The sequence below is a fragment of the Pseudomonas profundi genome (assembly GCF_008638305.1).
In the GTDB taxonomy this organism is placed as follows: Bacteria; Pseudomonadota; Gammaproteobacteria; order Pseudomonadales; family Pseudomonadaceae; genus Halopseudomonas; species Halopseudomonas profundi.
The window spans coordinates 157,958-182,741 of sequence record NZ_VTPZ01000003.1 but is presented as its reverse complement, the minus strand read 5'-3'; the positions used below and the strand labels follow the sequence as shown (position 1 = coordinate 182,741).

The window sequence follows — 24,784 nt, the reverse complement described above, 5'->3', positions numbered from 1 at the left end:
GGATCGGTTATTTTGGTCAACATGTTTTCTTCAGAAGCCTCTGGAGAACCTGGCGAGCGAAGGTCAGTTGCAACGCAGCATGGCCGAGCGCAGCAGTTGTCCGGAGGTTCCCTGGTCCTAATGGAACGTTCCTATGCTCTGCCATACCGATCATCATGCGCCCTCCTATTACGCCGCCACACCGGGCAAATCCCTGGCATTTCCAGAACTGAAGGGCGAGGCCCAGGCTGACGTCTGCGTGGTAGGCGGCGGCTTTACCGGGCTGAATACGGCTATTGAACTGGCCCAGCGCGGACTCTCGGTTATTTTGCTGGAGGCGCATCAGATCGCCTGGGGCGCGAGTGGACGCAACGGTGGTCAGCTGATCCGCGGCGTTGGGCATGATCTGGAACAGTTCGAAAACCAGGTCGGTGCCGAGGGTGTGCGGGAATTCAAACGCATGGGCATCGAGGCGGTGCAGATCGTGCGGGACCGCGTAGCCGAGTTTGATATCGATTGCGATCTCACCTGGGGCTACTGCGATCTGGCGAACAAGCCGCGCCACCTGGAGCAGTTCCGTGAGGAAAAAGCCGATCTGGAATCCCTGGGTTATCCGCATGAGCTGCGCATTGTCGAGCCGGACAACATGCGCAGCGTGGTGGGCTCGGATGTATATGTAGGCGGCATGAGTGACATGGGCTCCGGCCATCTGCATCCGCTCAATCTGGCGCTGGGCGAGGCCGCAGCGGCTGAGAGCCTGGGTGTCAGGCTGTTCGAGAACTCCCAAGTGACCCGTATTGAACATGGCCCGACGGTTACGGTGCACACTGCTGGCGGCACGGTGCGCGCGCAGCATCTGGTGATCGGCTGTAATGCCTATCTTGGTACGCTGGACAAACACCTGAGCGGCACGGTCATCCCGGCAGGCAGTTACATCATCGCCACCGAACCCTTGAGCGAAGCGCGAGCGCAGCGGTTGATACCGCAGAATATGGCGCTGTGTGATCAGCGCGTGGCGCTGGATTATTACCGCTTGTCCGCAGACCGCCGCCTGCTGTTCGGCGGGGCCTGTCATTATTCCGGGCGTGATCCGGCGGACATCGCCGGCTATATGCGCCCGAAGATGTTGCGGGTATTTCCTGAGTTGGCGGATGTGAAAATCGACTATCAATGGGGCGGCATGATCGGCATCGGCGCCAATCGCTTGCCGCAGATTGGAAAGATGCCGGGGCAGGCTAACGTGTTCTATGCGCAGGCGTATTCCGGGCATGGCGTGAACGCCACGCACCTGGCTGCGAGAATCCTCAGCGAGGCGATTACCGGGCAGGCCAGCCGCGGCTTCGATCTGTTCAGCCGCGTACCGCATATGGCGTTTCCGGGCGGTGATCGTTTCCGCGCACCGCTGCTGGCGCTGGGCATGCTGTGGCAGAAGGTCAAGGAAGTGGTGTGATTGGGCTTTGTTTAAAAGCGAATCCCCCCTAGCCCCCCTTTTTCAAAGTGGGGGACTGGTCCGAGCGGCTGCTGGTTGTTGTATTCTCAGGGATAGCCATTTGACGCGGCGACACAGGTGCAAAAGTGCCATACGAGCTTCCCTCTTCTTTCAAAAAAGGAGCCGGTTACCGGCTTATCATTTCCTGGCAGAAGCTATCCAGCAGGACGGCGCAGATGCGTCAGACCCGCACGAACGTCCCTCCTTTTCAAAGTGGGGGGCTGGTCCGAACGGCCGAGGGTTTTTTATCCTGGGCGATAGCCCGCCGTCAGAATGACGCAGGTAACCCAGACTCGCACGGTAACGTTCCCCACTTTGAAAAACGGGGGCTAGGGGGGATTACGGGGTTAACGGCCATCACACTCAATCCCGCTGAATCTCAACCAACCCCGTCGACATCTGCGCCACCTTGCACGGCCGTCCGCGCAGGTCTATCAGGTCGCCGTTGGCCGGCACCAGGCCGCTCAATCCCAGGCTGCGACTGAACTTGAGGTGAGCTTGCTGATGGTAGGGCTCGCCGTGCACCGGCAGTAAATAGCGCGCGTTCAACCATCCATATAGCTGGCGCAGATCATCCTGAGGCGGGTGGCCGGAGGCGTGGATGGGCGCCATGTCGTCATCGATGACTGTGACGCCCTGCTCCTTCAAACCTGACTTGATCGCAGCCAGCGACTCCTCATTTCCCGGAATCAATCGCGAGGAAAACACCACAGTGTCGCCTTCCTCCAGTGACAGATGCGGATGGCTTCCGCTGGCCAGCCTGCCCAGAGCCGCAGCGGGCTCGCCCTGGCTACCGGTGCAGATCCACAGTTGTTGCTCGCGCGGCAAATAGCCCAGCTCCCAGGGATCGATAAATCCGGGGCGGGCGCTCAGATAGTCATGCGCACGGCCGGCCCGGTGCATGGTCAGCAGGCTGCGCCCGAGCAGGCCTGCGTAACGCGCAGTATCGAAGGCGATTTCCGCAAGACTGTGCAGGCGCGCGAGATTGCTGGCGAAACAGGTCACGATGACCCGTTTGCGGCATGCCCGGATGGTGTCGAGCAGACCGTTCTGTACGCTTGCTTCGGAATAACTGGCTCCAGCCGTCGGCGCATTGGTGGAGTCGCCAATAATCACGTCCACACCACTGCGGCCAATCGCCTGCAGCCGACCCTGTGCGGTCAGGCCACCCACGACCGGCTGCGGATCCAGCTTCCAGTCGCCACTGTGGTAAAGCCGTTTGCCCGCGACGTCGAGCACAATGCCATGCGATTCCGGGATCGAGTGGGTGACCGGTATCCATTCAGCCTGAAAGGCGCCAATGCCCACCGGTTGCAGTGGCTTGATCTCACGCAGGGTTGGCCAGCTGAGGGCTGGATCAAGCTTGTTACGGATAAGCCTTGCGGTGAAAGGGCTGGCATAGAGTGGACAGTCCAGCTGTCGCCAGAGATAAGGGATCGCGCCGATATGATCTTCGTGCCCGTGGGTAATCAGGATCGCCGAAAGTTTGATGTCGTGACGCTCAAGAGCGCCGACGTCCGGAATCGATACCTGTGTTGCGCCCCCGGGGGCCGATTGCAGAGCGAAACCGCAATCCACCGCGATCCATTCGCCAGCCGAGCCGTACAGATAGAAATTGGCACCGAACATGCCGGCGCCCCCAAGGGCGACAAAGAAGGGGCCTGGCTCGCGGTGAAGCTGATCGAATCGGGGTGCAGACATCGGCGCGGTCCTGTGTGAGGCTGTTTTGACAGCTTAACAGATGATTCCGGCCCCGCAGGAAGGGGGTATTGGCCGTCGATCGCGAGCGGTAACCTGGGCGAGCGCACGCCACTCCACGATGAAGCCCGTTTGAGGCAGCTCAGCGCTATGCAAGGGTGCCAACCTTTGTCGGCGCGCAGGCGCACGCCAACCCCAGGGGAGCCCGTTCGGTCCGCTGCGTTGGTTCCTGAATATGAGCTAGGGCGCAACGCACCTGGGAGTTGTGCGCCTGCGCTACGCCGTGCTCGCGCTTGACCTCACGCTTTTGCCTGTCGGCGCGCAGGCGCACGCCAACCCCAGGGGGACCCGTTCGATCCGCTGCGTTGGATCCTGAATATGAGCTATCGCACAACGCACCTGGAGTGTAGCGCGCCTGCGCTACGCCGTGCTCGCGCTTGGCCTCACGCTTTTGCCTGTCGGCGCGCAGGCGCACGCCAACCCCAGGGGGACCCGTTCGATCCGCTGCGTTGGATCATGAGTATGAGCTATCGCGCAACGCACCTGGGGGTGTAGCGCGCCTGCGCTACGCCGTGCTCGCGCTTGGCCTCACGCTTTTGCCTGTCGGCGCGCAGGCGCACGCCAACCCCAGGGGGACCCGTTCGATCCGCTGCGTTGGATCATGAGTATGAGCTATCGCGCAACGCACCTGGGGGTGTAGCGCGCCTGGGCTACGCCGTGCTCGCGCTTGACCTCACGCTTTTGCCTGTCGGCGCGCAGGCGCACGCCAACCCCAGGGGGACCCGTTCGATCCGCTGCGTTGGATCCTGAATATGAGCTATCGCACAACGCACCTGGAGTGTAGCGGGCCTGCGCTACGCCGTGCTCGCGCTTGGCCTCACGCTTTTGCCTGTCGGCGCGCAGGCGCACGCCAACCCCAGGGGGACCCGTTCGATCCGCTGCGTTGGATCATGAGTATGAGCTATCGCGCAACGCACCTGGGGGTGTAGCGCGCCTGGGCTACGCCGTGCTCGCGCTTGACCTCACGCTTTTGCCTGTCGGCGCGCAGGCGCACGCCAACCCCAGGGGGACCCGTTCGATCCGCTGCGTTGGGTCATGAATATGAGCTATCGCACAACGCACCTGGGGGTGTAGCGCGCCTGCGCTACGCCGTGCCCGCACGTGGCATCAAGCTTTGCCTGTCGGCGCGCAGGCGCACGCCAACCCCAGGGCGGCCTGCTGCAGCTAATGCGGCAGATCCCAACTTTCATATCGAGCTGCGGTGAGATGCCAGCAGACCCTACCCAAAAAACCAGTAACAGACTGCTATGGCAGTCAGCATCCCTGCCAGATCAGCCAGCAGCGCGCAGCCCAGCCCGTGGCGGACGCGACGGATACCGACCGCGCCAAAATACACGGCGATGACATAGAAGGTCGTTTCGGTGCTGCCCTGGAAGGTCGCGGCCATCAGAGCCGGGAAGCTGTCGACACCAAAGGTATCCATGGTCTCTATCATCATGGCCCGGGCGCCGCTGCCCGATAGCGGTTTGATAAAGGCCGTGGGCAGCGCATCGATGAAACGCGTATCCCAACCCAGCGCATCAGCCACCCAGCGAATCCCGTCCAGGCCGGCGTCCAGTACGCCGCTGGCGCGCAGCACCCCGACCGCCACCAGCATCGCCACCAGGAACGGCAGCAGTGACATGGTGAAGCTGAAGCCTTCCTTTGCGCCTTCGATAAAGGTGTCGTAGACGTTTACCTTGCGCAGCGCGCCTACCAGCAAAAACGCCATGATGATGCCGAACAGCGTCAGGTTGCCGACCAGTGTCGAGGTGGCGCTCAATGCTTGGGCAGACATGCCGGCGAGCGTGGCCAGCAGCGCGCCCAGGGCGAGTGCGCCACCCAGGAGATAGGCCAGCACGACCGGGTCCCACAGCCGCAGGCGTTGCATCACCGCCACGGACAACAGGCCAACCAGGCTTGAGGCGGTAGTCGCCAGCAGAATCGGCAGAAACACCGCAGTAGGATCCGCTGCGCCCTGTTGCGCCCGGTACATGAAAATAGTGACCGGGAGCAGCGTCAGCGACGAGGTATTCAGCACCAGGAACAGGATCTGTGCGTTGGTGGCGGTTTCCTTGTTCGGGTTCAGGCTCTGCAGGGCGTGCATGGCCTTGAGGCCGATCGGCGTGGCGGCATTGTCCAGCCCCAGCACATTGGCGGCGAAATTCATGGTGATATGCCCCAGCGCCGGATGGCCGCTGGGCACCTCGGGCATCAGGCGCCGGAACAGGGGATCCAGCACGCGTGCCAGTACCCTGATCAGGCCGGCTTTTTCGGCGATGGCCAGGAAACCCAGCCATAGCGTCATGGTGCCGACCAGCACCAATACGATTTCGACGCTCAACCGCGCCATATCAAACAGTGACGCCACCAGACGGCTGAAGACTTCGCTATCGCCGACGCCGAGCCATTGCCAGAGCGCGGCGGCGAACGCAGCGGTAAAAAAGCCGAGCCAGATTCCGTTCAGCATCAGTCAAGAATGTCCTGGTTGGGGCTTGCGTCGGGCAACGGCAGCAGACAGGGCGGCGTCGTGCTTTCAGACGTCTGCTTGTATGCACACCATAGGGGCGATTGTGCTGCTGTGGGTACCAGCGCTGCGAGTAGGGCTGCCGTCTGGGTGTCTGGCTGGCCGTCATGGCGCGCCGGCCGGAAGCGCATCTGAAAGGCCGCGATGACATTCAGTGTGGGCTTGTCCAACAGCCCGGTTTGCGGAACCTCGTAACCGAAGCCGGCCAGCGCCTGCTGGAACCAGCTGATCGATGGGGTGAGTCCGGCTAGTTGCGCCTGGTAGAGGGCTACCGAATCGGCGTCCGGCCAGATTGCCACGCCCGCCTCCGCGAGTTGAAACCACGGAAACAGCGGACCCGGATCGACCTTGCGTTGCGGCGCGACATCGCTGTGTCCCACAACCTGTTCCGGTGCCAGATCGTGGCGCTGAAGAATATCCTCGAGCAGAGTGACCAGGTTGTCGATCTGTTCCTGCTCCCAGGGATACCAGCGCCTGCCCTCGGGCGTCTCAATAAATCCCCGATGTACCAGTTCGATCCCGATCGATATGCCATTGACGTAGGTGCGCCCCTGCCAGCTGCTTTCCCCTGCATGCCAGGCGCGGCGATCTTCGTCCACCAGTCGATAGATGGTGGCCGGACCTTCATCGATCAGGTAGTGACTGCTGACGGGCCCCTGGGTCAGGGCGTTCAGGGACCGGTCGAAGCCGGACGATGTGTAATGCAGCACTACGTAACGTACACGGCTGTCATGGCTTCTGGATTGGTGACTGGTATCGATGCGGGGACCGCCGGTACAGCCAACCAGGAGCATGACGAGAAAAAACAGTGCGGTAAATCTCACCTGGGCCCCTTGCCGGTCTGTCCCCGGTTAACGCACATGGATGTGCTGAACACACTTCACTCCTCGCGTCCTGTTCACGCCAAACGGCTCCTGGGCGCGGCCGCAATGAAACGGCACTGGCCCGGACGCCGATGGAAATCGAAGGCTAGCCTAGCATGTCCGTTACCTAATGCGAGGGGTACCAGCAGGAAGATCTGTCGGTTAGCTATCCGCCTTATGGGCGGGTACGCAGAGGCCGGACGGCAGGCGGATATGCATCGACACCGGTAGGTGATCAGAGATCGGATGGGGCAGTACATCGACCTGTTCGATGGACAGGCTGGGGCTGAGCAGAATGTGGTCCAGCACCCGCGCGGGCTTCCAGCTTGGATAGGTGCCCGGCAGCGTCGCGGTGTGCATTTTCGAGCCGCGCAGGGGCGAATTTTCCAGCAGATCCTCGGCGTGGGTGTTCATGTCGCCCATCAGCACTACGTGCTTGTGATCAGCGATGCGCTCACGGATATATGCCAGCTGATTTGCACGGGTGCGCGGGCTGAGCGCTAGATGCATCATGACCACCAGCAGCGAATCGGGACCTTCACCGAAGCTGGTGAGGATGGCTCCGCGCCCGGGTAGTACACCCGGTAGCTTGTGGTCTTCGAGCAGTTGCGGTGCATAACGGCTGAGCAGGCCATTGGAATGCTGGGCGAAGCGCCCGAGATTGCGGTTAAGTTGCTGGTACCAGTAAGGAAACTTGCCTTCGCGGGCAAGGTGCTCAACCTGGTTGATATAGCCCGAGCGCATACTGCCGCCATCAACCTCCTGCAAGGCAACCAGGTCGAAATCGTTGAGGATGCGGCTGATCAGATCCAGCGTGGTGCTGCGCCCTGCGTGGGGCAACAGATGTTGCCAGCTGCGGGTAACATAGTGTCGATAGCGCTGGGTATTGATACCGACCTGGATATTGAAACTCAGCAGGCGTAGTACTTCAGGCAGCGCTTGCTCGCCGTGCACACAGTGCGGGTTGGTTTGCAGACTGGCAGTCGCCATTGCGCCATGGGTGGAGCGCTTCGCCGGTATGTTTCCCGCTGCAATCATCTAACCCCCTCGTAGCCATCGTGGAAAAACTGCGTGGCCAGTCCCTGGTCAGAAGCGCAAACTGCACAGCGGGGCCCTTTCAGAGCCCCTGGTAATAGCCTGTCCGTTTGTCGGCCATCACCCTCTGTGCGGTACTCGCCAGGCTCCAGAAACGGAGCGGTTAAAGTGCCTCGCGCTCCTGCTCGACCAGATAGTCGGCCACTTTCAGCATATCCTCAAAACTGCCGGCCATGCCGCCTTCGATCCGGTATTTGCCGTTGACGATCAGAGTCGGTACGCCACTGGCGCGGTAGGCCTTGGCCAGGCGTTTGGCTTGCTCGATTTTCGCGCGTACGCCGAAGGATGACCACGCCTTGGTGAACTCTTCTTCGGTGATGCCGTAGGGCTCAAGGAACTTGATCATGGCTTCCTGATCAGCGAGGCGGTTTTTCTGGTTATGCATCGCCTGGAACACAGCAGTGTGTGTTTCATCAAGCTTGTCCAGGCTGTCGAGGGTGTAATACAGCTGGCCGTGGGTATCCCAGGCGCCCCCAAAGAATGCCGGAACAGGACGGAAATGTACGTCCTCTGGCAGGTCTTTCTTCCATTCGCCGATGATCGGCTCGAAGCTGAAGCAATGACCGCAGCCATACCAGAACAGCTCGGCGACTTCGATCTTGTCGGGCTCTTCCACGGGTGCCGGGCTCGGCAGTTTCACGTAATGCTTGCCTTCCTGGTAGTTGGTAGCTTCCTGTGCGGTCGCCATGGCGAAACTGCCCAAGAGCCAGATCAGACCAACTGTTAACATCGCGCGCATGTAGTTCTCCTGTACAGAACGCTGGTATTCAGGGAATTCGATGAGCTCGGAGCTTCCCTGATATCGTCCGGCAACGCAACACGGGCCGGGGGTAATTTAAAACACTGCTTGCATGGTATAGCCACTGTAACGCCCGCAGGGACAAAAAAGGGTGACCGAAGCCACCCTTTTTTTGAAGTCTGCCGTTACAGATGGCAATACATCGAGATCTATCGCAGACCCTGAATGTAATCCGAAACAGCTTCAATATCGCGGTTGCTCAGGCGGCTGGCGATGGTCTGCATGATCTGCGCCTCACCGTCGTTGGTGCGGTCCCCTTCCCGGAAATCAGCCAGCTGCTTGGCGGTGTACTGAGCGTGCTGACCAGCCAGTTGCGGGAAACCAGCTGTATCGATGCCCTGGCCAGTCGGGGAATGGCAGCCGGTACAGGCAGGAAGGCCGACTTCCAGATTGCCGCCGCGATACAGCTCTTCGCCACGCTCGACCAGTGCGGGATCGGCGACGCCCTTGGTCGCGGTCTGTTCTGAGAAATAAGCCGCGATGTCAGCCAGATCCTGTTCGTTGAAAGGCTCCAGCATGCCAGTCATTTCCGGAACTACTCGAGCGCCTTCCTTGATGTCCACTAACTGCTTGAGCAGGTAGCGTTCGCCTTGCCCGGCGATCTTGGGGAAATTCGGGAGAGGGCTATTTCCGTCTGGTCCATGACAGGCGCCACAAACGGCGACCTTGCCCTGTCCAGCTTCGGCGTTGCCTTCCAGTGCATGGGCCGAACCGGCCACACCGAGAGATAACACCAGGCTCACGAGTAATTTATTCATCGGCTAATCCAATTACGGCTAAAAGAATGTGTGGGCTGTACCCGTCGCTACGGTCTGCAACGCGCTCTAGGACAGACCGCCTCGTTTGTTATTGCTCGATAAATGAAGCAGAGGTCGGTTTGCCAACGCCATGCTATCGGTCGCTCTAAAGCGAAGCAATGTCCATACTGTCGCAGTTACGCTTTCAGGATATAAAACCGCAGCAGTATATACTAAGCTACCGGCTCAGGTGAATGTCATCAGCCCTCGTCAGCCCCAATGGATCGTCCATGTCCTCAGCTACACCCCTTGTTTCCCTCTGTCAGCAAGCCACTTTCATCAAGAGCGCCAGCCAGGTCGACCAATGCCCCATGGACGTCGGCTACGAAGTCGCCTTCGCCGGGCGCTCCAACGCGGGCAAATCCAGCGCGCTGAATACCTTGACTCACGCGCGTCTGGCCAGAACATCGAAGACGCCGGGTCGGACCCAGCTGATCAATTTCTTTGCACTGGATGAACAGCGCCGGCTGGTCGATTTACCCGGCTACGGTTATGCCAAGGTGCCGCTGGCGCTGAAGGAACACTGGAAACAACATCTGGATGCCTACCTGACACAGCGGGATTCGCTGGTCGGCCTGGTGCTGGTGATGGATATTCGCCATCCATTATCCGATTTTGACCGGATGATGCTCGAATGGGCGGATGTCAGCGGTCTGCCTGCGCATATCCTGTTGAGCAAGGCGGACAAACTGGCGTATGGCGCAGCAAAGAATGTGCTGCTCAAGGTGCAATCGACGGTTCGCAAGGAATACGGCAACCGGGCGACGGTACAGCTGTTCTCTGCACCCAAGCGTCAGGGCCTGGAAGAGGCGTACGAGGTGCTCGACGTGTGGTTCTTTAGCGAGGATGAGGACGAGAGCGAGGACGTGTCCGCGGAGTAAATCGCAGCCAAAAAAAACCCCGAGCTTCTATGGGGAGGGAAGGATCGGGGTTTAACGACCGGGCTGTGCTAGGAAAGGGTGCCCGGGTTTTTCTGCCAACACTAAAATCACATCTAAGGAGCAAGAAAGGCTTGACTGGCCATTCATAAGCTCTGACCGAAAGGGTTCCGAAAAAGTTCAATCAGCACGCAAAAAAAATCGAACTTTTTTGCAGGCCGCGGCTGGCGCGGCCTGCAGAGCAATGATCAGGGTCAGTGCGCCTCGTCCCAGTTGTTGCCCACGCCCACTTCCACCGCCAGCGGAACATCCAGCGTTGCCGCGGCACTCATGCGTTCGCAGAGGCCGGCGCGGATGTCATCGACCAGATCCTCACGCACTTCCAGTACCAGTTCGTCGTGAACCTGCATGATGACCCGCGCATCCAGCCCGGATTCGGCGAGCCAGTTATCCACCGTGATCATTGCGCGTTTGATGATATCGGCCGCGGTGCCTTGCATCGGTGCGTTGATCGCCGTGCGTTCCGCGCCCTTGCGCAGTGCCTGGTTGCGCGAATGAATCTCCGGCAGGTACAGACGGCGCCCGAACAGGGTTTCGACGAAGCCCTGGTCGCCGGCCTGCTGACGGGTGCGTTCCATGTATCCGAGTACGCCGGGATAACGCGCGAAATAGCGGTCGATGTATTCCTGGGCTTCCTTGCGTCCGACGCCAAGCTGTTTGGCCAGCCCAAAAGCGCTCATGCCATAGATCAGGCCGAAGTTGATCGCCTTGGCGCTGCGCCGCTGATCGTTGCTCACTTCTTCAAGCGACACGCCGAATACTTCCGCAGCAGTGGCGCGGTGCACATCCCGGTCATGTCGGAAGGCATCCAGCAAACCGGCATCCTGGGCGAGGTGCGCCATGATCCGCAACTCGATTTGGGAATAGTCCGCCGCCAGTACCTTATAACCCTGCGGCGCGATGAACGCCTGACGGATTCGGCGGCCTTCGGCGGTGCGAATCGGAATGTTCTGCAGGTTCGGGTCGGATGAAGAAAGCCGACCGGTGGCCGTTACCGCCTGGTGATAGGAAGTATGGATACGACCGGTGCGCGGATTGATCTGCTCGGGCAGGCGGTCGGTATAGGTAGATTTGAGCTTGCTCACCGTGCGGTACTGCATGATTACCTGGGGCAGCTCGTAACCCTGCTCGGCCAGCTCGGCGAGTACCGATTCGGCGGTGCTGGGCTGGCCCTTGGCGGTCTTCGAGATGACCGGCAGGCCCTGCTTTTCATACAACACGACGCCCAGCTGCTTGGGCGAACCCAGATTGAATTGCTGTTCAGCAAGCTCGTGGGCGCGCTGTTCCAGACTGAGCATTTTCTCACCCAGTTCGCGGCTCTGGATGCCAAGCAGTTGGGCATCGACCAGCGCGCCGTAACGCTCGATGCGCGCCAGCACCGGTACCAGCGGCATCTCGATGTCCTTCAGCACGCTGACCAAAGATGGCGTAGCCGAAAGCTTCTGCAGCAGCGTCTGGTGCAGGCGCAGCGTGATGTCCGCATCCTCGCAGGCGTAAGGTCCGGCCTGCTCCAGCGATACCTGATCGAAGGTCAGCTGCTTGGCGCCCTTCCCGGCAACGTCCTCGAAGCGGATGGTGCCGTGGCCCAGATACTTCAGCGCCAGGCTGTCCATGTCGTGGCGGCTGGCGGTCGAATTCAGCACGTAGGACTCGAGCATGGTGTCGTACGACACCCCACAGATATCGATGCCGTAGTGAGCAAGGATATTCATGTCGTATTTGAAATGCTGACCGACCTTGGCGCGCGACGGGTCTTCCAGTAGCGGTTTCAGTGTTGCCAGCACATACTCGCGGTCGAGCTGCTGCGGTACACCCATATAGCTATGCCCGAGCGGAATATAGGCTGCCTCGTGCGGATTGACCGCCAGCGAGATGCCCACCAGTTCGGCCAGCTGTGCATTCAGGTTGGTGGTTTCGGTATCGAAGGCGAACAGCTTGGCGGCCTTGAGCTTGTCGACCCAGCGCTCAAAATCGGCCTTCTCCAGGATGGTTTCGTAATGCGGCTCGACAGTTTCCGCCTTGGCCGGGCCGGGGATGGCGGCATCCGCGGCTTTGGCTTCGCGTTGCAGATCGTCCAGCCAGTTGCGGAATTCCAGTTGCTGATAAAGCTCGATCAATGCGTCGCGGTTCGGTTCGCCGGGCATCAGCGCATCGGCGCGCAGCTCCAGCTCGACGTCGACCTTGATGGTGGCCAGCTGGTAGGAGAGATAGGCCATCTCGCGGTTCTCGACCAGCTTGTCGGCCAGTTTCTTGGCGCCGCGGATCGGCAGCTCGGGTATCTTTTCCAGATTGGCATAGATCACCTCAAGCCCGCCGCCGAGCCCGGTAACCAGGCCCTGGGCAGTCTTTTCGCCGATACCGGGTACGCCCGGGATGTTGTCGGATTTATCGCCCATCAGCGCCAGATAATCGATGATGCACTCCGGGCCGACACCGAATTTCTCATGCACGCCGGCAATATCCAACACCGTGCCGCTCATGGTGTTGACCAGCGTAATGTGCTCGTCGACCAGCTGCGCCATGTCCTTGTCGCCGGTGGAAATAATTACCGGCCGGCCTGCCGCTGCACTCTGCCGCGCCAGCGTACCGATCACATCATCGGCTTCGACGCCCTCTACACACAGCAGTGGCAGACCCAGCGCTCTTACACTGGCGTGCAGCGGCTCGATCTGCACGCGCAGGTCGTCGGGCATGGGTGGACGGTGAGACTTGTAGCTTTCGAACAGCGCGTCGCGAAAGGTCGGTCCCTTGGCATCGAAGACCACCGCAAAGGGGCTGTGGGGATATTGCCTGCGCAGGCTGTTGAGCATGTTCAGCACGCCTTTCACTGCGCCGGTCGGCTTGCCGGTGGAGGTCATCAGCGGCGGTAGGGCGTGGAAGGCGCGGTACAGGTAGGACGAGCCATCCACCAGGATCAGGGGTGCATTATCAGTCATGCGTCAGGTCAACGTATCCATAGGTAAAAAGGGCTAGAATGGTCAGCAGTAGAAGGGACATTCCGAACATTCCGGGCAAAGGGCAAGAGTAACATGTCACGCATATTAAACCGTTGGTTGGGCGCCGCAGTGTTGGCAGTGAGTCTGCCGCTCATGGCCCAGGATCAGATTACCGCAGAGCCTGATGTCACCATTCGTCAGGAAGGTGACCGCACCGTCGAGGAATATCGGGTCAACGGCTTTCTCTATGCCGTCAAGGTTACCCCGAAGGTCGGCCCGCCCTATTTTCTGGTAGCCGTGGATGACGAAGGCAACTTCACCCGTGGCGATCAGCCTGAGGGCATGCGTATCCCATCCTGGAAGATTTTCGAGTGGTGAGATAACTCATGTCGGTATTTACCCCGGTCAGCCGCGCCCAGCTCGAGCAGTTTCTGCAGACCTTCGATCTGGGCAAGCTGATTGAGTTCAGGGGCATCGACGGCGGCAGCGAGAACAGCAATTTCTTCGTGACCTGCGAGACGGGGGAGTTTGTACTGACCCTTGTCGAGCGCGGTCCTGCCGATGAGCTGACGTTTTTCGTCGCGCTACTGGAGTGCCTGCACCAGGCCGCGTTGCCGGTGCCTTACGCCATTCCAGATCGATACGGACAGGCCATAGGCACCTTGAACGGTCGACCGGCACTGCTCCAGCCGCGCCTGCGGGGCTCTCACGTGCAGCAGCCCGACGCCAGGCATTGCAGCGCTGTGGGTGACACGCTGGCGCGCTTGCATCAGGTCAGCGCCGATTGTGGACTTGCCCGCAAGACCGATCGCGGTGTCGAGTGGATGAAGCACGAAGCCGCATTGCTACGCCAGCATGCGTCGGGCGACACATCAGTGCTGCTTGATGAGGCATTGCAGGCGCTGGACCAGTTTGCAACATTCAGGCAAAAGCTACCCCAGGCCGTGCTGCACGCAGACCTGTTCCGCGACAACATCATGTTTGAAGGCGACAAGCTCACCGGCGTGATTGATTTCTACAACGCTGCCAGTGGCTCGACACTCTATGACGTCGCCATATGCGTGAACGACTGGTGCTCGGACGATGCTGATCAACTCGACCCGGTCCGTACCGACGCCTTGCTCAAGGCGTATGCGGCGCGCCGTCCCTTCACTACCGTTGAGGCTCAGTGCTGGCCGCCTATGTTGCGCATCGCCGCGCTGCGGTTCTGGCTATCCAGAGAAATTGCAGCACGGGCGCACGCCGAGCATGCGGGCGTGTTGATCAAGGATCCGGGTCACTTCCAGACAATACTGGCGAATCACCGCCGGGTGGAGATAGCGCTGCCGGTATCCAGCTGATCCTGGCAGGCCTCGCCTCAGAGTTTTTCCAGACAGCCCGCCAGCTGATCGGCAAGCCCTTCGAGTAACGCCTGATAGCCTCGCGCGTCCACCTTGATCTCGCTGCCCAGCGGGTCCAGCTCGGCCTTGCGGATCGGCAGGTCGCGGGTCAGGGTATCGACCAGTCGCGGGGTGAACTGGGGCTCGCTGAACACACAGGCAGGGCCGGCCTGCTGCAGCTGGTCACGTAACGCATTGATATGTCGCGCGCCCGGCTGCACCTCGTGGGACAGACTGAATATCCCCCGCGGCGCCAGATTGTAATGGTCTTCGAAGTAACCGTAGCCGTCATGGAATACAAAGTACGGCTTGTCATGCAGTGGCTCGAAGCGCGCACGCAGGCGGGTGTCCAGTTGCGTCAGGCGGCTTTCGAATGCGGTCAGGTTATCAGTCAGTTTGTCTGCCTGATCAGGGTAGAGAGCCTGCAGATCGGCAGCCATGTAACGCGCGATAGTCAGCGCGTTGTGCGGGTCCAGCCAGATATGCGCGTCCAGACTACCGGGTGTGTGCTCGTGTCCATGTTCGTGCTGATGAGCCTGTGCACCCGGCGAATCGGAATGGTTGTCTGCACCGGGGAGCGTCTGGCGCATGTCTCGTAGTGCCAGTTGCGGAATGTCCATCAGCTCGACGGCAGTCTGGCTGTTGTTCAACAGCCGCTCGACGAACATCTCCAGATCCGGGCCCACCCAGTAAATGCGTTCAGCCTGTAGCACGGCGCGGCGATCCGATGGCCGCAATGCATAACTGTGCGGTGAGGCGCCTGGTGGCAGCAGCACGCCAGGCGCATCGACACCATCCAGCACGGCAGCGGCGATCAATTGCAGCGGCTTGATAGTGGTCAGCACGGTGGGGGCGGTGGCTGAGACGGCGGACCAACTCACACTCAGCCCGGCAAGCAACAACACCAGACGACGGAACAACATGGGAGATACCTCGGACCAGTCAAGTGTTATATGATAACAGCCCATTCCTTCCTGGGCATATAGGCCAGACCAATGACGGACGCATTCATCCAGATCGATCCCCATCACCCGCATGACCACAGCCAGTGTGTCAGCGAGGCGTTGGACGCTGCCGAGCAATTGTGCGCGCAGGCTGGCGTGCGCTTTACGGTGTTGCGCAAACGTGTGCTTGAACTGGTCTGGCAGAGCCACAAACCGCTCGGTGCCTACGATATTCTCGAAGCGCTGGCGCGCGAGGATGACCGCCGCGCGGCACCGCCCACCGTGTACCGCGCGCTGGATTTCCTGCTGGAGCAGGGTCTGGTGCACCGCATTGCCTCGCTGAATGCCTTTATCGGTTGCGCCAGTCCGGAGCATCGACACGAAGGGCAGTTTCTGATCTGCCGGTCCTGCCGCATCGCCATCGAGCTGGATCAGCCGGCTATCCGCGACGCCATTGGCGCCAGTGCTGCGAGTGTGGGCTTTGCGGTGGAAGGCGAAACCGTGGAGATCACCGGGCTCTGCGCTCAGTGCCAGGTGGCTGCATGAGCGACGCACTGCTCACACTGGAGTCCGTCAGTCTGCGACTGCACGGCAACGCCATTCTCGACCAAGTGAATCTTCGCGTTGAACCGGGCGAGATCGTTACGCTGATCGGGCCCAACGGCGCCGGCAAGACCAGCCTGGTGCGCATCGTGCTTGGGCTGCTCAAGGCTGACTCAGGCACGGTCACACGCAAATCGCGACTGCGGATCGGCTATATGCCGCAGAAACTGCAGGTCGATGCAACGCTGCCGCTGACCGTATTGCGTTTCCTGATGCTCGCACCGCGCGTCAAGCGTCCCGCGGCGGTCGAGGCGCTTGAAGAGGTCGGAGCAGGGCATCTGGCCCAGCGTCCGCTGCAACAGGTGTCCGGTGGCGAACTGCAGCGCATATTGCTGGCGCGGGCGCTGCTGCGCAAACCGCATCTGCTGGTGCTCGACGAGCCGGTGCAGGGGGTCGATGTCAACGGCCAGATCGAACTCTACGAACTCATCACCCGGCTGCGCGACCGTTACGGTTGCGGTGTACTGATGGTTTCGCATGATCTGCATCTGGTGATGTCCACGACCAATACCGTGGTCTGCCTCAATCGGCACGTCTGCTGTTCCGGCCGTCCGGAGCAGGTCAGCCTGGATCCGGCCTTCGTCGCGCTGTTTGGCGAACAGGCCAGCGCGCTGGCGGTATATAACCATCACCACGATCATGACCATGATCTGCACGGCGAGGTGGTCGAAACGCCCGCTGGGCATCAACACGGACCGAATTGTAAGCATGCCTGATTTTCTGATTTACGCGCTGGTCGCAGGACTGGGGCTGGCGCTGGTTGCCGGCCCACTGGGATCCTTCGTGGTCTGGCGGCGCATGGCCTATTTTGGCGATACCCTTTCGCACTCGGCACTGCTCGGCATCGCCATGGGCATGCTGCTGGACATCAATCTGACCATCGCGGTTACCGCTGGCTGCGTACTGTTGGCGGTACTGCTGGTGGTGATGCAGAACCGCCAGTGGCTGGCCAGCGATACCCTGCTGGGTATTCTTGCTCACAGCACGCTGTCCCTCGGCCTGGTGGTGTTAGCGCTGACCGATAACGTGCGGGTCGATCTGATGGCCTACCTGTTCGGCGATCTGTTGGCCATCAGTACTGCGGATCTCGGCTGGATGCTTGGCGGCGTCGCGGTGGTCTTAGTATTGCTGGCACTGCTCTGGCGCCGCCTGCTGGCGGTCACCGTGCACGAGGAGCTGGCCCGGGTCGAGGGTCAGCCAGTGACGGCCATTCAGATGGCCTTGATGCTGCTGATCGCGATCGTCATCGCTGTGGCAATGAAGATCGTCGGCGTGCTGCTGATCACCTCACTGCTGATCATTCCGCCGGCCGCTGCCCAGCGTCACGCGCGCACCCCGGAACAAATGGCTCTTGGCGCCAGCGTGCTGGGCTGCCTGGCGGTGCTGGGCGGGCTGAGCATGTCATGGAATCTGGACACTCCGGCCGGCCCGTCGATCGTGGTCTGCGCGGCGGCTCTGTTCATGCTGGTATTGGCAGTGCCCAGACGCGCCTGAGCCGCGCCTGAGCTCGGATTACGCCAACCCCTGTAACACCGTCGCGCTTCGATTGTCCCACTTACAGGTGTCGATATTCGACGTGTCACAGGGGCGCCGTACCGCATGCGTGATCCGATCATCATTCCGACCGATGAAGGGTTGTTCTGCCCGGCGGGCAATTTTCATATCGATCCGTGGCGCCCGGTGGCTACTGCAGTCATCACCCATGCCCACGCCGATCATGCCCGCGCGGGCAGTGAACATTATCTGGCCCAGCACGACAGTCTGCCGATCATGCGCCACCGGCTGGGAGAGCATCGCTTCACCGGTATGGATTACGGCGAGCAGCGCCGGTTCGGCCCCATCACCCTGAGCCTGCACCCGGCCGGCCATGTGCTGGGCAGCGCCCAGGCGCGCCTGGCCCACGATGATGGCCGCGTCTGGGTGGTGACCGGGGATTACAAACGTGACCCGGACCCAACCTGCGCACCCTTCGAAGTCGTCCCCTGCGATACCCTGATCACCGAGGCGACCTTTGCCTTGCCCTGTTACCGCTGGCCCCCGGTGGAGCACGTTGCCGAGCAGATCTGGCAATGGTGGGCGGCGCATCCTGAACGCCCCTGCATTCTCTTCACCTACGCGCTGGGCAAGGCGCAGCGGGTGCTGGCCGCGCTCACCGAACATACTGATCGTCCCGTGTATGTCCACGGCGCGATGGTGGCGATGACCGATATTTACCGGCAGGCCGGCGTGACCATGCTGCCGACAACGCCCATCTCGGAACTGCCCGCTGATCATGATTTTGGCGGTGAGCTGATCCTGGCCCCACCCTCTGCCGCCTGTTCGTCGTGGATGCGACGCTTCCGCAACGCCAGTACCGGCTTTGCCTCCGGCTGGATGCGTATACGCGGCAACCGTCGCCGGCGCGGCTATGACCATGGCTTCGAGCTCAGCGACCATGCCGACTGGCCGGCCTTGCTGCGCACCATCCGCGAATCCGGCGCCAGTACCGTGCTGACCACCCACGGCCGCAGTGATGATCTGGTGCGCTACCTGCGAGAATGCGAGGGCGTCGAGGCCTACGAGCTGGAAACGCTCTACGGCGGCGAGGACGACTGATGCAGGCCTTCGCCGATATGTACACCGCGCTGGACGCGACGACGCGGACCCAGACCAAACTGGATGTGCTCACCGCCTATTTCGACGGCATCGATCCGCACGACGGCGCCTGGGCGGTCTACATACTGACCGGGCGGCGCATGAAACGGCTGGTTGGGCCGAGCAAACTGCGTGAATGGCTGGCCGAGGCCAGCGCCCTGCCGGAATGGCTGGTTGAAGAGACCTATCAGCACGTGGGTGATCTGGCGGAAACCATCAGCCTGTTGATGGAAGGCGACGCCGAGCGGCCGGCGGTGCAGGGCAGCCTCGCCGAGTGGATCGAGCAAAGCATCCTCAGTCTGCGCACCCTGGAAGAAGAGCAGCGCAAGGAACACGTCATCGCGCTATGGCGTGCCCTGCCGCGCCACGCCTGCTTTCTTTACAACAAGCTGCTGACCGGCAGTCTGCGCGTCGGTGTTTCCCGGGGCCTGGTGGAGCGTGCTTTGGCAGCGCTGAGTGGCAAGCCCCGCGCACTGATCGCACGTCGCCTGATGGGCGAGTTTGAGCCCAGCGCCGAGTTCTATTCACGGCTGTTTGACGAGGAGCATCGCGAAGAGCGCAAGGGCCAACCCTACCCGTTTTTTCTTGCGTCCCCGCTGGAGGGCGAGCCTTCGGATCTGGGCGATTTGCACCAGTGGCTGGCGGAATGGAAATGGGATGGCATCCGCGCACAGCTGATTGCCCGGCCCAGCGGCGTGTGGCTCTGGTCGCGTGGCGAAGAGCCGATGGGCGGGCGCTTCCCCGAGGTGGAGGAGGCTGCGCTGGCGCTGCCTGAAGTGGTGCTGGATGGCGAGCTGCTGGCATGGGACGCCGATGTGTTGCCCTTCTCGCAGATGCAGCGACGCATCCAGCGCAAGACGGTGGGCCCGAAACTGCTCAAGGAAGTGTCGGTGGTGTTTCTCGCCTATGACCTGCTCGAATATCAGGGCGAAGACTGGCGGCAAAAGCCGCTGGAAGAGCGGCGCAGTGCGCTCGAACACGTTCTCGCCGAAGCAGCGCAACCCGCGATACGGTTGAGCCCGATGACCGACGCCAGTGACTGGCCGGCCCTGGCGACGCTGCGGGACTCCAGCCGCGAACGCCGCGTCGAGGGCCTGATGCTCAAGCGCCGCGCCAGCCCCTATCGCAGTGGTCGAATACGCGGCGACTGGTGGAAATGGAAGATCGACCCACTGAGCATCGATGCCGTGCTGCTGTATGCCCAACCGGGGCATGGCCGGCGCGCCAATCTGTACACCGATTACACCCTGGCGGTGCGCGACGGCGACAGCTTTGTGCCCATCGCCAAGGCTTATTCCGGCCTGACTGACAAGGAGATCCAGCAGCTCGATCACTGGATTCGCCGCAATACCGTCGAGAAGTTCGGCCCGGTGCGCTCGCTCAAACCTCAGCAAGTGCTGGAAATCGCCTTCGAGGGCATTCAGCCTTCGCCCCGGCACAAGTCCGGCATCGCTCTGCGTTTCCCGCGGATCGCACGCTGGCGTCAGGACAAGCCGGTGGAGGAGGCCGACACCCTCGATCAGGTCAAAGAGCTGCTACGCATCTATGGCAGCTGACGGCATCAAGGCGATTGAAGACTGGTTCGCCAGCCGCGGCTGGAAACCGGCGCCTTTTCAGCGTCGCACCTGGGCGGCCTTTCGTGACGGGCAGTCGGGCCTGATCCATGCGTCCACCGGTTCCGGCAAGACGCTCGCTGCCTGGCTGGGCCCGGTATCCATGGCGCTGGAGCAAGCCAGAGCACCGGCCGGGCTGCGGGTGTTATGGATCACGCCCCTGCGGGCGCTGGCTTCGGATACCGCGGGCAATCTGCAGGAGGCGGTCGACGCGCTGGGACTTAACTGGCGCGTGGAAACCCGCACCGGTGATACCAGCGCAAGCGTGCGTGCCAGGCAGCGGCGCAAGTTACCTGAGGCGCTGGTCACCACGCCCGAGAGCCTGTCTGTGTTGCTGTCCTACCGCAACGTAGAAGACAGTTTTCGCCATCTGGACGCGGTGATCGTCGATGAATGGCATGAGCTGCTGGGTACCAAGCGCGGCGTCCAGCTGCAACTGTGTCTGGCCTGGTTGCGCGCGCGGCGTCCCGGTCTGCCGGTCTGGGGATTGTCCGCCACGCTGGGCAATCTTGATGAGGCGATGCAGGTGTTGCTCGGCCAAGGCGCAGCGCCGGGCGTCAGCGTGGCCGGCGATACGCACAAAACACTGACCGTTCGCGGCCTGCTGCCCCCGACGTTGGAGCGCGTCCCGTGGGCCGGCCACCTGGGTCTGGCGCAGCTTGATGGTGTGCTCGAGTATCTGGAGCAGGGCGCTACTGCATTGCTGTTCACCAACACTCGCTCGCAGGCTGAGCTGTGGTTCGAATCGGTGCTCAAGGCGCGCATGGACTGGCTGACCGAGATTGGCCTGCACCACGGCTCGATCGATCGCAAGCTGCGCAAACGCATCGAGGATGGCCTGCGCGACGGCAGCTTTCGTTGCGTGGTCTGTACCTCGAGTCTGGACCTGGGCGTGGATTTTTCGCCGGTGGATCGCGTGGTCCAGGTCGGCAGCCCCAAGGGCGTTGCGCGTCTGATGCAACGCGCCGGACGCTCCGGCCACCAGCCCGGCGCCAACAGTGAAATCCTTTGTGTACCGAGCCATGCCTTCGAGCTCGTGGAAATAGCCGCCGCGCGCCGCGCCTGGGAGGCCGGTCGAGTGGAAGCCCGCCGACCGCTCCGGCTGTGTCTGGATGTGCTGGTTCAGCATCTGGTCACGCTGGCCGCCGGCCCCGGTTTTAACGCCGAGCAAGCGTTGGCCGAAGCCCAGGCGACCCATGCGTTTGCCGAGCTGACAGAGGAGATGTTCCATTGGTGCCTGGTGTTCATCACCCAGGGCGGGCCGGTGCTGGAACACTATCCGCAGTTTCAGCGGGTGGTCGAGCAGGATGGCCTGTTCCGCGTGGAGAATACCGGCATTGCGCGGCGACACCGCATGGCCATCGGGACCATTACCAGTGACGCGCAGATGCGGGTGAAATTCATGCGCGGCGGCTCGCTCGGCACGGTGGAAGAGTCCTTTGTCGCACGGCTCAATCCCGGCGATGTATTTCTGTTTTCCGGCCGTGCGCTGGAGTTGATCAAGGTTCGTGATCTGGTCGCTTACGTGCGCCCGGCCAGTACCCGGCGACACAGTGTGCCGCGTTGGTACGGCGGCAGGCTGCCGTTGTCTTCGGAGCTGGCCGATACCGTGCTGGAGATTCTCGAAGAGGTGGAGAAGGGTATCTACCGGGACGCCGAAGTCGAAGCCATACGTCCGGTGCTGGAAGTGCAGCGGGACCAGTCCGCCTTGCCCGGCCGGCATCATCTGCTGATTGAGCGCTGCCGATCACGGGAAGGGCACCATCTGTTTATCTATCCCTTCGCCGGCCGGCTGGCCCACGAAGGCCTTGCTGCCCTGTTGGCCTGGCGCATCGGGCAAATTCAGCCGGCGACCTTTTCACTGTCGGTGAATGATTACGGCCTTGAACTGCTGACCTCCACCGAGCCGCCCGAGCTGACCGAAGCGGTGTGGCGCACGCTGCTCAGCCCGGAGCGTTTACTCGATGACGTACTGGCGGCGCTAAATGCCAGCGAGCTGGCGCGCCGGCAGTTTCGCGATATTGCGCGGATCAGCGGGCTGGTATTTCAGGGTTACCCGGGGCGCGGTAAGACCGATCGTCAGCTGCAGGCGTCGACGGGCCTGCTTTACGACACCCTGGCACGTTACGATCCCGATCACCGATTACTCGATCAGGCGCGCCGCGAAGTGCTGGAAGATCAACTCGACATCCGCCGGCTGCGCGATGTGCTTGAGCGCGCCGCCGGACAGGAGCTGACCATCGTCACACCAAAGCATTTTTCGCCACTAGGCTTTCCGCTATGGGTCGACCGTCTGCGCAGCCGCCTGAGTACCGAGAACTGGCGTCAACGGGTGCAACGCATGCTGGCAACACTGGAGCGCAACGCGGACCGCGTCGCGAAGAAACGCAAGTGAGCCGCACGCTGGACTGGCAGTTGGCGGGCGAGAAGGTCGTGCTGCATGGTGACAAGGCCCTGTACTACCCCGCTCACGCGACCCTCATGGTTGCCGATACGCACTTTGGCAAAGGCGCCTTCTTCCGCCGCAAGGGGCTGGCGGTGCCCACCGGGCAAAGTCAGGACGATCTGCGACGCCTCACAGCACTGATTCATCATTTCAACCCCAGGAGGCTGATCGTTCTGGGCGACTTCTTCCACCACCGCCCGAGGGAAGGCGAGCCTTTCCTCGAACAGTTCCCAGCCTGGCTTAAGCGCCATGCGGACGTGCAAGTCGAGGCGGTGATCGGCAATCATGACCGGCATGCCGAAGGAATAGACATCGGCATCACCTGGCACGCCACCCTGGATCTCGGCCCCTTCCGGCTCTGCCATGAGCCAACCAGCGTGCCAGGCAAACACATCCTCGCCGGCCACCTGCACCCCGCGCATACCCTGGCAGTAGGGCGAGACAGACTACGCGCCCCGGTATTCTGGTTCCGCAACGGGATAACAGTACTGCCCTCATTCGGCGCGCTGACGGGGGGTTGGGACATCAGACCGGACACTGCGGAGGACGCTGTTCTGGTGGTCGATGGAGAGCTGTTTCGGTTGTCTGGCGGGATGTAGCGCACCTGCGGTACGCTGGGGTAGAAGTAGCCAGCTTGCCGTCGATGGTAGGCGGTAGCGTGCCCGATATTTACTCACCTCATGGGGCTTGGTAACGCTCGTGTTCTCCTACGCAGCGTACAGCTCATTCCTGTGGTTTTGAAATCGCATGAGGGACGCCAGCAGCCGATATGGCTCCCCACGTAGAAGGATCACTGCCAGCGCCTCGGTAGGGTTCTACCCCGTCACCAATCTCCCCCAATGGTTTATCGAGCATCCGAGCATAGAGAAACACGATTGCATTCAACGCCTGGTTTTGCGTGGCCGCAGCAACGTCTCGGTCCACCGCTAACCAACTGAGAAAAGCGTTAACTTCCGCCGGACCCATTTCGAGAGGATGGCGCAGCTTGTGGAAACGGATAAAGTATCGTAGCCAGTACCAGTAAGACTTCTCCGTGCGAATGCTGTAATGGTTCAGCCGAATAACGGCTCGGAACTGGCCTTGCAGACGCGGCGTGGCGCTCATATCGATTCCGTGGCTGTATAAATGTACAGTGGTATTGAAATCGACAAATGTGGAAGTCAAGCGATTACATACGAGGCTGTGACTCAGTCTTTAAGGACTGATTTTGCATGGGATAACGATATACTCGAGCGGAAGCCTGCGTTGTTATCTGGAAGCCACGAATATGCAATATGATGGAATTCCATCTAATCACTGTTAGGCATATCACTATCACGAGCACAAATTCGCGCCATGAAGATATTTAAAGAAGACGACGGCCTGCTTGATAGAGTATCGAAATCTATAACAATTGCAGGCGTGTGCTTCGGTGCTTGGGCATACTTCCACACGATTCATCCTGTTTTTGAAAAAGAAATAGAACTTCAAAATCTTCGTGGGGAATCTCAAACTTTATCCGTACAGGTTCAAAAACTAAGCTCTACCCTGGCAGTCCTACAGCAAGACAAAATCTCCCTTGAGTCCAACATAGCATCGTTGCATAGTCAGCAATCAAAACTTAAAGACAATATTGTACAAAAAGAAAATGAACTGAAGATAGTTGTCGCAAGCTTTAAAGATGCATCGGACTCTGCAACACTTAACAAGCTTCAGTATTACTCTGAAAAAATAACGTCCGCCTATACGTTGGCGGTAGTTTCTGGAAGAGGCAGTTCATTTGATGTGTTGGGTTTCAGCCAAGAGCTTTTAGCTACTCACATACCGGGTCAGGATGACAAATATGGCACTCAAGCTTATGAATACTTCAAAAAATACGTAAACGAACACGAAGGCAAAATAATCAGTGGTGACAGAGTTATTGAGTTCGCCGTTTCGCTTTTTTTCAAGTATAAAATTGAGTTAATTGAGCAGCGTATTTCATCGCATAAATGAGTTTAATGTTCGAATCAGGCGCCGGTCTAAC

21 protein-coding genes are annotated in these 24,784 nt (G+C 60.7%); 12 read left to right on the top strand and 9 right to left on the bottom strand.

The genetic code is table 11. The features are described from left to right. Positions 1–133 precede the first annotated feature (133 nt). Positions 134–1,429 carry an NAD(P)/FAD-dependent oxidoreductase gene (locus FZE95_RS05910; protein WP_150299915.1) on the top strand — a complete coding sequence of 432 codons (1,296 nt, stop codon included), beginning with the start codon at positions 134–136 and terminating at the stop codon, positions 1,427–1,429. A 402-nt stretch (positions 1,430–1,831) separates the two neighbouring features. Here FZE95_RS05910 and FZE95_RS05905 read toward each other — a convergent pair whose 3' ends face one another. From FZE95_RS05905 to FZE95_RS05880, 6 genes are all read right to left on the bottom strand, one after another. Then, positions 1,832–3,169, bottom strand: a complete 1,338-nt coding sequence (locus FZE95_RS05905; protein WP_150299914.1) for a ribonuclease J — start codon at positions 3,167–3,169, stop codon at positions 1,832–1,834. Positions 3,170–4,445: 1,276 nt separating this feature from the next. After that, the gene (locus FZE95_RS05900; protein WP_150299913.1) at positions 4,446–5,675 is read right to left on the bottom strand and encodes a nucleoside recognition domain-containing protein; all 1,230 of its coding nucleotides are present in this window, start codon (positions 5,673–5,675) and stop codon (positions 4,446–4,448) included. Beyond that, positions 5,675–6,526, bottom strand: coding sequence for an N-acetylmuramoyl-L-alanine amidase (locus FZE95_RS05895; RefSeq protein WP_150300074.1), 852 nt, complete (start codon positions 6,524–6,526; stop codon positions 5,675–5,677). The genes FZE95_RS05900 and FZE95_RS05895 overlap by 1 nt, the downstream gene beginning before the upstream one ends. A 231-nt stretch (positions 6,527–6,757) precedes the next feature. Further along, positions 6,758–7,585, bottom strand: coding sequence for an endonuclease/exonuclease/phosphatase family protein (locus tag FZE95_RS05890; protein ID WP_150300073.1), 828 nt, complete (start codon positions 7,583–7,585; stop codon positions 6,758–6,760). Positions 7,586–7,793: 208 nt separating this feature from the next. Next, complete coding sequence (locus tag FZE95_RS05885; protein ID WP_223824983.1) at positions 7,794–8,429, bottom strand: thiol:disulfide interchange protein DsbA/DsbL; 636 nt, start codon at positions 8,427–8,429, stop codon at positions 7,794–7,796. A gap of 209 nt (positions 8,430–8,638) precedes the next feature. Next, positions 8,639–9,247 (bottom strand): c-type cytochrome, encoded by a 609-nt coding sequence (locus FZE95_RS05880; RefSeq protein ID WP_150299912.1) that lies wholly within the window; start codon positions 9,245–9,247, stop codon positions 8,639–8,641. Positions 9,248–9,516: 269 nt separating this feature from the next. On the opposite strand from FZE95_RS05880, the gene yihA reads away from it, so the two are divergent. Continuing rightward, complete coding sequence (gene yihA / locus FZE95_RS05875; RefSeq protein ID WP_150299911.1) at positions 9,517–10,167, top strand: ribosome biogenesis GTP-binding protein YihA/YsxC; 651 nt, start codon at positions 9,517–9,519, stop codon at positions 10,165–10,167. Positions 10,168–10,418: 251 nt separating this feature from the next. On the opposite strand, the gene polA is transcribed toward yihA, so the two are convergent. Beyond that, positions 10,419–13,160: a DNA polymerase I gene (gene polA / locus FZE95_RS05870; RefSeq protein ID WP_150299910.1), complete on the bottom strand. Its 2,742-nt coding sequence runs from the start codon at positions 13,158–13,160 to the stop codon at positions 10,419–10,421. Between the two features lie 93 nt (positions 13,161–13,253). Between polA and FZE95_RS05865 the strand changes: the two genes are divergently transcribed. Together FZE95_RS05865 and FZE95_RS05860 are read left to right on the top strand one after the other, a co-directional pair. After that, positions 13,254–13,538 carry a DUF2782 domain-containing protein gene (locus FZE95_RS05865; RefSeq protein ID WP_150299909.1) on the top strand — a complete coding sequence of 95 codons (285 nt, stop codon included), beginning with the start codon at positions 13,254–13,256 and terminating at the stop codon, positions 13,536–13,538. An 8-nt stretch (positions 13,539–13,546) separates the two neighbouring features. After that, positions 13,547–14,500, top strand: a complete 954-nt coding sequence (locus FZE95_RS05860) for a homoserine kinase (RefSeq protein ID WP_150299908.1) — start codon at positions 13,547–13,549, stop codon at positions 14,498–14,500. Between the two features lie 17 nt (positions 14,501–14,517). Here FZE95_RS05860 and znuA read toward each other — a convergent pair whose 3' ends face one another. After that, complete coding sequence (znuA, locus tag FZE95_RS05855) at positions 14,518–15,462, bottom strand: zinc ABC transporter substrate-binding protein ZnuA (protein ID WP_150299907.1); 945 nt, start codon at positions 15,460–15,462, stop codon at positions 14,518–14,520. A 72-nt stretch (positions 15,463–15,534) separates the two neighbouring features. Between znuA and FZE95_RS05850 the strand changes: the two genes are divergently transcribed. The 7 genes from FZE95_RS05850 (at position 15,535) to pdeM (ending at position 23,378) form a co-directional block, all read left to right on the top strand. After that, positions 15,535–16,029, top strand: coding sequence for a Fur family transcriptional regulator (locus FZE95_RS05850; protein WP_150299906.1), 495 nt, complete (start codon positions 15,535–15,537; stop codon positions 16,027–16,029). Further along, entirely contained in the window at positions 16,026–16,802 is a 777-nt protein-coding gene (znuC, locus tag FZE95_RS05845; RefSeq protein ID WP_150299905.1) for a zinc ABC transporter ATP-binding protein ZnuC, read from the top strand. The genes FZE95_RS05850 and znuC overlap by 4 nt, the downstream gene beginning before the upstream one ends. Further along, positions 16,795–17,580, top strand: coding sequence for a zinc ABC transporter permease subunit ZnuB (znuB, locus tag FZE95_RS05840; protein ID WP_150299904.1), 786 nt, complete (start codon positions 16,795–16,797; stop codon positions 17,578–17,580). The genes znuC and znuB overlap by 8 nt, the downstream gene beginning before the upstream one ends. Positions 17,581–17,685: 105 nt before the next feature. Further along, the gene (locus FZE95_RS05835) at positions 17,686–18,681 is read left to right on the top strand and encodes a ligase-associated DNA damage response exonuclease (RefSeq protein ID WP_150299903.1); all 996 of its coding nucleotides are present in this window, start codon (positions 17,686–17,688) and stop codon (positions 18,679–18,681) included. Continuing rightward, the gene (locus FZE95_RS05830; protein ID WP_150299902.1) at positions 18,681–20,276 is read left to right on the top strand and encodes an ATP-dependent DNA ligase; all 1,596 of its coding nucleotides are present in this window, start codon (positions 18,681–18,683) and stop codon (positions 20,274–20,276) included. Before FZE95_RS05835 ends, FZE95_RS05830 begins: the two co-directional genes overlap by 1 nt. After that, positions 20,266–22,728, top strand: a complete 2,463-nt coding sequence (locus FZE95_RS05825) for a ligase-associated DNA damage response DEXH box helicase (protein ID WP_150299901.1) — start codon at positions 20,266–20,268, stop codon at positions 22,726–22,728. The genes FZE95_RS05830 and FZE95_RS05825 overlap by 11 nt, the downstream gene beginning before the upstream one ends. Beyond that, positions 22,725–23,378 carry a ligase-associated DNA damage response endonuclease PdeM gene (pdeM, locus tag FZE95_RS05820; protein ID WP_190324509.1) on the top strand — a complete coding sequence of 218 codons (654 nt, stop codon included), beginning with the start codon at positions 22,725–22,727 and terminating at the stop codon, positions 23,376–23,378. Before FZE95_RS05825 ends, pdeM begins: the two co-directional genes overlap by 4 nt. Before the next feature lie 124 nt (positions 23,379–23,502). On the opposite strand, the gene FZE95_RS05815 is transcribed toward pdeM, so the two are convergent. Further along, the gene (locus FZE95_RS05815) at positions 23,503–23,883 is read right to left on the bottom strand and encodes a phage integrase N-terminal SAM-like domain-containing protein (protein ID WP_223824982.1); all 381 of its coding nucleotides are present in this window, start codon (positions 23,881–23,883) and stop codon (positions 23,503–23,505) included. A gap of 231 nt (positions 23,884–24,114) precedes the next feature. On the opposite strand from FZE95_RS05815, the gene FZE95_RS05810 reads away from it, so the two are divergent. Further along, complete coding sequence (locus FZE95_RS05810) at positions 24,115–24,753, top strand: kinetochore Spc7 family protein (RefSeq protein WP_150299899.1); 639 nt, start codon at positions 24,115–24,117, stop codon at positions 24,751–24,753. Positions 24,754–24,784 lie beyond the last annotated feature (31 nt).

Bases quoted from the DNA above. Each gene is read 5' to 3' on its own strand.
- FZE95_RS05910 (WP_150299915.1), top strand. From the start codon at position 134: ATGCTCTGCCATACCGATCATCATGCGCCCTCCTATTACGCCGCCACA.
- FZE95_RS05825 (WP_150299901.1), top strand. From the start codon at position 20,266: ATGGCAGCTGACGGCATCAAGGCGATTGAAGACTGGTTCGCCAGCCGC.
- FZE95_RS05880 (WP_150299912.1), bottom strand. From the start codon at position 9,247: ATGAATAAATTACTCGTGAGCCTGGTGTTATCTCTCGGTGTGGCCGGT.
- FZE95_RS05865 (WP_150299909.1), top strand. From the start codon at position 13,254: ATGTCACGCATATTAAACCGTTGGTTGGGCGCCGCAGTGTTGGCAGTG.
- znuB (WP_150299904.1), top strand. From the start codon at position 16,795: ATGCCTGATTTTCTGATTTACGCGCTGGTCGCAGGACTGGGGCTGGCG.
- FZE95_RS05835 (WP_150299903.1), top strand. From the start codon at position 17,686: ATGCGTGATCCGATCATCATTCCGACCGATGAAGGGTTGTTCTGCCCG.
- FZE95_RS05900 (WP_150299913.1), bottom strand. From the start codon at position 5,675: ATGCTGAACGGAATCTGGCTCGGCTTTTTTACCGCTGCGTTCGCCGCC.
- polA (WP_150299910.1), bottom strand. From the start codon at position 13,160: ATGACTGATAATGCACCCCTGATCCTGGTGGATGGCTCGTCCTACCTG.
- FZE95_RS05895 (WP_150300074.1), bottom strand. From the start codon at position 6,526: ATGCTCCTGGTTGGCTGTACCGGCGGTCCCCGCATCGATACCAGTCAC.
- FZE95_RS05885 (WP_223824983.1), bottom strand. From the start codon at position 8,429: ATGCGCGCGATGTTAACAGTTGGTCTGATCTGGCTCTTGGGCAGTTTC.
- FZE95_RS05860 (WP_150299908.1), top strand. From the start codon at position 13,547: ATGTCGGTATTTACCCCGGTCAGCCGCGCCCAGCTCGAGCAGTTTCTG.
- FZE95_RS05850 (WP_150299906.1), top strand. From the start codon at position 15,535: ATGACGGACGCATTCATCCAGATCGATCCCCATCACCCGCATGACCAC.
- FZE95_RS05830 (WP_150299902.1), top strand. From the start codon at position 18,681: ATGCAGGCCTTCGCCGATATGTACACCGCGCTGGACGCGACGACGCGG.
- FZE95_RS05905 (WP_150299914.1), bottom strand. From the start codon at position 3,169: ATGTCTGCACCCCGATTCGATCAGCTTCACCGCGAGCCAGGCCCCTTC.
- FZE95_RS05810 (WP_150299899.1), top strand. From the start codon at position 24,115: ATGAAGATATTTAAAGAAGACGACGGCCTGCTTGATAGAGTATCGAAA.
- znuC (WP_150299905.1), top strand. From the start codon at position 16,026: ATGAGCGACGCACTGCTCACACTGGAGTCCGTCAGTCTGCGACTGCAC.
- FZE95_RS05815 (WP_223824982.1), bottom strand. From the start codon at position 23,883: ATGAGCGCCACGCCGCGTCTGCAAGGCCAGTTCCGAGCCGTTATTCGG.
- yihA (WP_150299911.1), top strand. From the start codon at position 9,517: ATGTCCTCAGCTACACCCCTTGTTTCCCTCTGTCAGCAAGCCACTTTC.
- FZE95_RS05890 (WP_150300073.1), bottom strand. From the start codon at position 7,585: ATGGCGACTGCCAGTCTGCAAACCAACCCGCACTGTGTGCACGGCGAG.
- znuA (WP_150299907.1), bottom strand. From the start codon at position 15,462: ATGTTGTTCCGTCGTCTGGTGTTGTTGCTTGCCGGGCTGAGTGTGAGT.